Source organism: Frankia tisae, from assembly GCF_025403405.1.
GTDB classification, from domain to species: domain Bacteria; phylum Actinomycetota; class Actinomycetes; order Frankiales; family Frankiaceae; genus Frankia; species Frankia tisai.
Map to the genome: position 1 here is coordinate 1 of NZ_JANEZT010000321.1, position 7797 is coordinate 7797.

Annotated in this window: 5 protein-coding genes; 1 reads left to right on the forward strand and 4 read right to left on the reverse strand. The window is 72.2% G+C overall.

Annotated features, from left to right (window positions below):
• Positions 1-1231: lysine--tRNA ligase (gene lysS, locus NBZ85_RS24030; RefSeq protein WP_261562646.1), on the forward strand; the 1231-nt coding region annotated here is incomplete at its 5' end.
• A 63-nt stretch (positions 1232-1294) separates the two neighbouring features.
• Here lysS and NBZ85_RS24035 read toward each other — a convergent pair.
• The 4 genes from NBZ85_RS24035 to NBZ85_RS24050 all read right to left on the reverse strand — a co-directional run.
• The gene (locus NBZ85_RS24035) at positions 1295-2167 is read right to left on the reverse strand and encodes a glycoside hydrolase family 26 protein (protein ID WP_308205209.1); all 873 of its coding nucleotides are present in this window, start codon (positions 2165-2167) and stop codon (positions 1295-1297) included.
• Positions 2168-2286: 119 nt separating this feature from the next.
• On the reverse strand, positions 2287-3447 hold the full coding sequence (locus NBZ85_RS24040; RefSeq protein WP_261557995.1) for a hypothetical protein: 1161 nt from the start codon (positions 3445-3447) through the stop codon (positions 2287-2289).
• 156 nt (positions 3448-3603) lie between these two features.
• The gene (locus NBZ85_RS24045) at positions 3604-6000 is read right to left on the reverse strand and encodes a hypothetical protein (protein ID WP_261557993.1); all 2397 of its coding nucleotides are present in this window, start codon (positions 5998-6000) and stop codon (positions 3604-3606) included.
• 336 nt (positions 6001-6336) lie between these two features.
• The coding region (locus tag NBZ85_RS24050) for an ABC transporter ATP-binding protein/permease (RefSeq protein WP_261562647.1) at positions 6337-7797 on the reverse strand (1461 nt) is incomplete at its 5' end.

Sequence of the window (7797 nt, forward strand, 5' to 3'; positions counted from 1 at the left end):
GGGGGCGGCAGGGGAGGCCCCGCCGGCGGACGTCGACGTCGCCGGCGACGAGGGGGCCGCCGACGACGAGGGTTCGGCCTCGGCGTCGGCCTACTTCCCGTTCCGGCCCTACTGCGAGGCCTGCGGCCGTGACACGACGGCGGTGGCGTCCTTCGACCCGGCAGCCGGCCAGGGTGACTACTCCTGCTCCTCCTGCGGCAACCGTGGCCGGTTCGACGTGCGGGGGCCGGCGAACGGCAAGCTGGTGTGGAAGGTCGACTGGCCGATGCGCTGGGCGTTCGAGAACGTCGCCTTCGAGGCCGGTGGGGTGGACCACTCCTCGCCCGGGTCGAGCTTCACCGTCGGCGGCAGCATCGTCCGCGAGGTGTTCGGCGGCGAGCCGCCGGTGTACCTGCCGTACTCCTTCGTCGGGGTTCGCGGGCGGGCCAAGCTCTCCGGGTCGGCGGGTGGGGCCCCCACCCCGGCGGACGCCCTGCACATCCTGGAGCCGGCGATCGTGCGCTGGATCTACGCCCGGCGCCGGCCGAACCAGGCCATCACCGTCGACTTCGGTGCGGAGGTGCTACGCGTCTACGACGAGTGGGACGCGCTGAACCGGCGGGTCGGCGACGGCGCGGCCGAGCCCGCGGAGGTCACCGTGGTGGCGCGTTCGCGGGGGACCGTCGGGGGCGGCCCGGTCGATGCCCCGCGCACCGTGTTCCCGTTCCGGCTGCTGTCGTCGATCTGCGACATCACCGCCGACGATCCGACCCAGATCCTGCGGATCCTGCGCCAGGCCCGCGGCAGCGACGCGTCCGGCGGAGGCGAAGCCGGCGGCACGGGGGAGGCACCGTTCACGCTCGACGACCTCCAGCCGCGGCTGGACTGCGCGCGGGCCTGGACCGGCGAGCACGTGCCCGCCGAGCAGCGCACCATCGTGCGGACCGAGCCGGACCGGGCGGCGCTGGCGGGCTTGAGCGCCGACGAGACCAAGGCCCTCGCCATCCTCGTCGACGGCCTCGAGGAGGACTGGTCGCTGGACGGACTCACCACGCTGACCTACGCCGTGCCCAAGCTGCTGCGCGGGCTGCCCGTGGACGCGCCGGCCACCGCCGAGCTCAAGCAGGCCCAGCGCGGGTTCTTCGTCCTGCTCTACCGGTTGCTGGTCGGCAGGGACACCGGCCCGCGCCTGCCCACGCTGCTGCTGGCGGTCGGCCCGGAGCGGATCCGAACCCTGCTCACCGTCACCTGAGCCACATATTTGCTTGCGATCACAAGGTTCTGGCTGCGCCCGGTCCCGCGGCGGGGTGCGGGATCAGCTGGTGCCGGGTGAGGCGGGGCCGAACAGCTTCAGGTAGCGCTTCGAGGCCTTGGGGTTCAGATCCGGCTTGAACAGTGATGACCGGACGTTGTCCGGCTCGGAATTGTTGTAGTACGCCTCGTATGCCAGATTCGCGACATTCGCGGCGAAGATCTCGTGCATCTTCTGGATGTAGAAGGGGTTGTCGCCGCCGCCGCCCTCCGACCGGACCAGCCCCCACTCCGGGACGGCGAACTTCTTGCCGTGGTCGTGAGCAAACTGGATCACCGTGCACAGCCCGGACCGCTGATGGCACTGGCGGTTCCAGCTCTTCTCGCTGACCGACGCGGGATAGTGGTCGTAGGAGTCGATGCTGACGATGTCGACGTACTGGTCGCCGGGATAGGCGTCCCACACGTCCTGCCCGCTCCCGGGCAGCTTGTCGGTGTGGGCGTTCATGTTCCAGTCAATCTTCACGGCCGGTGCGGTCGAGCGCAGTGCGGTCACGGTCCGGCGAAAGCACGTCTTCCAGGTCTCGACATTGCGTACGTGCCAGTACATGTAGTCGCCGTTGAACTCCCAGCCGAGCCGGATGTAGGCGTCGGCGCGGCCGAACTTCGTCAGCGTCGTGCCAAACGTGCGCCAGTAGTTGTCGTAGGCGCCGCTGGCGCAGGTCGCCTCGTTGCCGTCGCGGGGGAACGGCGGCTGCGCGATCGACAGCTCACCGGGGAACTTGTCCCGGGTGAAGGCCGACGTCGGCCAGTCCGCCGAGACCATGTTGTACCAGTCCTTGCGCTCGGTGAAGACGATCGCGAGCCCGGTCCTGCGGCCGGTGAACGCCTGCCAGGCGTTGACGTCGGCGGGGTAGTTGCCGTTGGCGCCGGACACCCAGCGCACCCCGCTGGGACCGGGCTCAGGTTCCGACGAACCGGAGCACGCCGCGAGCCCGGCGGTCAACAGCGCGGTCACCATCAGCAGGGCCAGGGAAAGACGCGTTCGCCCGGCTTTCACGCTACGAAAGGCCTGCGTAGGACCGGTGTAGCGGGAGGCGGGGTCGCTCCGACCCCCGGCGCCGAGGAATGGTCGGTCGACGCCGCCGACGAGCGCCCGGCCGCGGGCGAGGCGGCGGCGGCGGCGCCGCTCGCGGAAACGGCCCGGGAGGAGGTGCCCGACACCAGGACGCCCGGTTCCGTGGTGCCTGCGGGGATCCCGCTCGCCGCGGCGGGCCGCGCACCCGTCGGCGCGGTCTGCTCCGTCGTCGGTCCCGTGGAGCTCGCGTTCCGCGACGCCATCCAGGCCCGGACGCCGTCGGCCTCCGCGGGCCAGTCGTGGCCGGCGACGAGCGCGGCGCCCAGCTCCATGTGCGTGGCCAGAGAGGGCGCGGGGACCAGCAGGGTCCGTCGCCGTCGTTCGGGCCGGGCCAGCGCGACCGCGTTCAGAGTGGCCCGCAGCCCGGTCAGCGCCGCCCGGCGGGCCACCCGCGCGGCCGCCGTCGCCGGTTGCACCTTGGGCGGCTCACCGCCCAGCTCCGGCAGGCGGAATGGTTGGAAGCCCTGCAGCGTCAGGCATGTCGCGCGGTCGAAGGCGCCACCGACGAAGGGGATCGAGCGCAACAGCAGCTCATCTTCGACGAGGGTGCCGACGCGCAGACCAAAGGTGCTGGTCGTGGTGGCGGTACGAGCCCAGGCCACCCCCTCGACCAGCGGGGCGTGCTCGTGGGCGGCGTCCTCGGTGACCTGCGGGCGCCGGCGGGTGGAGGCGGGGGAGAGCCGCGACGTGCCGTAGAGAGTGAAGTAATCGACGTCCGGAAGGGCAGCGGCGGCGGAAACCAGCGCGGACAGTGAGTTCTCTGTGTACAGATAGTCGTCTTCCGCGAGCCACACCAGATCGTCGGCGGCCCAGCGGCGCAGCCGGGGCATTCGGAGGACGTGGCGGTAAGACGCGCGATTGCTGCCACACGTGACCGGGATGATCTCGCCGGCGCCCGCCATCATCGAAAGGCGATCCGCTGGCATCGGACCGTCGTTGACAAAAACGATCTTTGTCGGGATCTCGACTTTCTCAGCGGCGCGCAGGAGAGACGCGAGCGCCAGCTGCTTGCTGTAGAACGCCGGCCGGTTCTTCGCGTTCTCCGAACCAACGGATCGATACAGGATGCGCAGATTCATCTCAACCCCCCCGCCTGGCCCCGGGCCAGGCGGCAATCACCGGAACGGTCTCGACGCCGGTCGAGATCCTACCTATATGTTCGCCGCCCCCCGACGGGCCGGTCGTGATCTGAAGAATTTCTGGGCGCCCACCGTCGGGGGCGGGAACGGTTCGCCTCATTTGGGCTCCTTCGATCCGGCGTGCTCCGCTCCGGCCGGCCCCTTGGCGGCGTCGGCGGTGCCGGTGGCGCCGTCCGGTTCCGCCTCGCGGGCGACCCGGCGGACGAGGAGGAACCAGTACGGCACCGTGATCCAGAACGCCGCGATGTAGCCGACGACCGCCCCCGTCCCGCCGCCGAGCTCCAGCCCGATGATCGGGTAGGCGAGTAGCTGCGGGGCCAGGACGGCGTTCGCGCGAAAGGTGAGTTTCGCCTGTCCCATCGCGTAGAGCATGCACGCCGGCCCGACCGTCGCCGCCGGCCCCGCCTGCTGCACGATCGACAGTGCCAGCAGGTGGTGAGTCTGCCCCCAGGTGTCGCCGAGCAGCGAGTGACCGATACTCGCCGGCAGGAACAGGAAGACCGTTCCCCAGATCGCACCGACGGCGACGATCACTCCGGACAGCGCATAGGCGGCTCGCAGCCGTGCTCCAGCCGACATGTCCTTGCGGCGGGAGAACTCGGGGATCGCCCAGCTCACGATCCCGACCGCGAGGATCGTCGTCGGCCCGAGCAGAGTCTGCACGCCGCGCAGCGCGCCGACGAGGTCGATCGCCCCCAGGGTGCCGAGCAGCAGCGTCGAGGCCTGCTGGGCGCCCTGGACGGTGAGGTACTCCGCGCTCATGTAGCCGTTGATGTCGCGGTGCTCGGCGATCCAGGACCGGGCCTGGTTCGTCGCGGGCCGGAAGCCGGCCTGAAAGATCCCGAGGACGGCCGCGACGGCTGCCGCCCCGCCCCAGGCCAGCAGCATCGCCCACGAGGTCGACACATCGCGGATGATCAGTAAGAAGATCGCCCCGAACTGGACGATCGCCCAGATCCCGTCGTTGGCCGCGGCTGCGGCCGGCCGGCCCTCGGCGAAGAACACCTGCCGCCAGGCGTCCTGGAGCAGCAGCGCCGGGAACACCAGCCCCATCGCGATCAGGGAGTCGCCGACGCCGCCGCCCAGCGCGAGGCCGACGACCAGCGTCACCACCCCGGAGAACAGCCCGATGACGAAGGCGGTCCCGGTGCCCGCGGCGCCCGCCGCCCGGAACACCCGGGGGGACACGTCCGCGAACTTGATGCCCAGCGGCGCGGTGCCCGCGGCCTTCGAAAAGCCGATCATCAGGGAGAAGATCGCGAACGCCACGCCGAACGCGCCGAACTCCGACGGACTCACGCTGCGAGCGATGATGAACGACATCACGGCGTTCGTGCCGCTGGAGAGCACCTGATCGACGAGCGTCCAGATCGCCCGGGAGCGGCTCGATCCGCGAAGGGTCCGCTCGACCCGGTGCCGACCGCCCGCACCGGCGTCCTCGCTGAGGTCCGCGAGCCCGTAGTCGGCCGGCTCGGCGCGGCCCGCGACGGCCGTCCGACCGGGCGCGGCCGGCGTCCCGCCGGTCGCTGCGGGCACGCCCGGGCCGCCGGTCGCCGGATCCGGCCGGTTGAGCCCACCGAGGAAGAACTCCCCGGTCATCGTGCCGTACATGGGGATCAGGCCCTCGGCTATGGGCGCGTGTGGGGAGCGGAAATTGTCCGGTCCGGGCACCCGGCGCCCACGTAGCCCGCGGATGATCTGCGTCCGCTCGTGGTCGAACGGCTCTACCCGGCGCGCCGGGTCCGCTTCCCGGGAGCCGGGCTTGCCCGCCGGTGCCTCGTCGCGCGGGTCCCAGGCCCGCCCGGCGGTGCGCTCGGAGTCCCGGCCCCGTCCGGGGACGAACTCGCGGCCGTGACCGTAGCCATGCCCCTGGCGGTGGCCCGCGGCGGCCTCCGACTCTCCGAGTCGCCCGCGTCGCGGCCCGCTTTTGGCGTCGCGGCTGCGATGCGGGTCCTGGCTGCGGTCAGGGTCCTGGCTGCGGTCGGGGTCCTGGTGGCGTTCCCTGGCCGGCTGGGAGCGGCCAACGGAGTACAGGGCCGGATCCCGGTCCAGCTCGCGGCCACGGTGACGGTCTCGATCGGGGCCGGTGCCCGCGGCCCGGTCGTCCTCCCGGGCGCCGGGGCTGCTGCCCCGCCCGCCCGAGGGCTCGCTCTTGGGCCGGTGGCTGTCGGCGACGTCGGGCATGCCGAGACGGCGGCGTAACGCGGCCAGCTCAGTCGTTGCCGTGAACTCGGTCGGACTCGCCGGCCTCGCCGGACTGGGCGACGGCTGGCCGGAGCGCCGAGGAGGGAGCCCCGCCGACCGGTCCTCGCCGGCGGGCCGGTCCTGGTTAGCCGGCCGGTCCTGCTTAGTGGGCCGGCCCTGCTCAGCAGGCCGGTCCTGGTCGGCGGGCACGGCGGCCGGATCCGAGGGCGGCGTGGCCGAGCGGTGCGGACCCGGCGCGGTGAGGCGCCGGGTCGTCTGCGTGGCGGGACCCGGATCGGCGCGGGTCACCGAGGATCGCCCGCCTGGCTGCGGCAGGCGCGGCCGGCGGTTGGAAGGCGGACCACCCTGATCATCATCGGATGGGAATCCGTGGCCGGACTCATCCATCCACCGCCGACCGTCCTCTCCATGCCGCATCAACCCGATCTCGACCGGCGCATCCCGCCGGGGACTGCCGGGGCTCTCGCCCGGCGAACCCGGGACGGGTCCACCGCAGCGCCGTATGCCTGGCAGCCAGCACGTCGATGGTAGCCCGATATGAGTAACTCGCCCGGGCGGGGCGGGGCGGATGTGCCGTACCTGACCGACGCCGAGGGCCGATCGTTGCAACCCACCACGCCGGACCTACGGGTGCCGGCGGCGAAGCGTCACCGCGGCGAGGCCGAGGGCCGCGGCGGTGCAGCCGATGACGATCACGATGTCGCGGGCAAGCCAGTGGTCGAACTGCCGCGAGGTCGACAGCCGGGCCATGGCGTCGACGACGTAGGTCATCGGCATGACGGTGCTGATCGCGTCGAGCACCGGCAGCATGTTGTGCCGCGGCAGCAGGATGCCGCACAGCATGAACTGGGGAATCAGTGCCGCCGGGATGAGTTGCACGGCCTCGAACTCGGTGCGGGCGAACGCGCTCATCCACAGGCCGAGCGCGGTCCCGAGGAAGGAGCTGAGAATGGCCGCCACGAAGAGCATGGGGGCCGATCCGCGCACGGTGAGGCCGAGTGCGCCGACGGTCAGCGCGGTGGCGAACGCGGCCTGCGCCGCGGCGAGCACGGCGAAGGCCAGCCCGTAGCCGACGAGCAGGTCCCCACGGCCGACCGGGGTGGTGAGCAGCCGCTCCAGGGTGCCGGAGGTGCGTTCGCGCAGCATCGCCACGGACGTGACGAAGAACATCGTCATGAGCGGGAAGATCCCGAGCAGTGCCGGCCCCACCCGGTCGAAGGTGTCGGGGGAGCGGTTGAACAGCAGCCGCAACGTCAGCAGCAGCGCCGGCGGCAGCAACAGGACCAGCGCGAGGGTGCGGCGGTCGCGGCCGAGCTGGCGCAGCACCCGGATGGCGGTGGCGTCGGTACGGACCGCGTCGACGGGTTTGCGGTGCGGGCAGGTCGCGACGTCGGGGGGATGTCCCCGGCTGCGGGAAGCGGCGCGTCCCGACCCAGGCCTGAGCGTCGCTGGAGCGTCGTCGGCGCCGTCCGCCTCCCGTGCCGTCGACGGTGGAGGGCCATCTCGGCGGTCCGGTGCCTCGACGAGGCGCAGGAAACCCTCGTCCAGGTCGGTGCAGTCGGTGGTGGCGAGCAGGTCGGCGGGCGTGCCCTGGGCGAGCAGCGTCCCCTCGTAGAGCAGCAGCAGGCGGTCGCAGCGGATCGCCTCGTCCATCACATGCGAGCTGACCAGGATGGTCATGCCACGCTCGGCGAGCTGGCGGAAGTCGGCCCACAGCCGTCGGCGCAGCAGCGGGTCGGCCCCGACGGTGGGCTCGTCGAGGACGAGCAGGTCGGTGCCGCCGATCATCGCCACGGCGAGGGACGCCCGCGAGCGCTGGCCGCCCGAAAGGTGGTTGACCAGTCTGGACGCCTGCTCGGTCAGGCCGACGTGCGCCAGCAGCGTGTCGAGATAGCCGGGTGCCCGGGTGGGGTCGTCAGGGTCGTCGGCCTGGGCCAGCGCGGCGAAGTAGCGCAGATTCTCCCGCACGGTCAGGTCGCCGTACACCGACGCGGCCTGGGTGGCGTAGCCGACCCGGCGGCGCAGGCAGGCGTCGCCGGCGGCGTAACCGAGGACGCGCAGGTCCCCGTCCACCCCGCCCTGCAC

What these genes read in the sequence shown, in the direction of transcription:
- NBZ85_RS24040 (WP_261557995.1), bottom strand. Translation starts at nt 3,447, where the DNA reads ATGAATCTGCGCATCCTGTATCGATCCGTTGGTTCGGAGAACGCGAAG.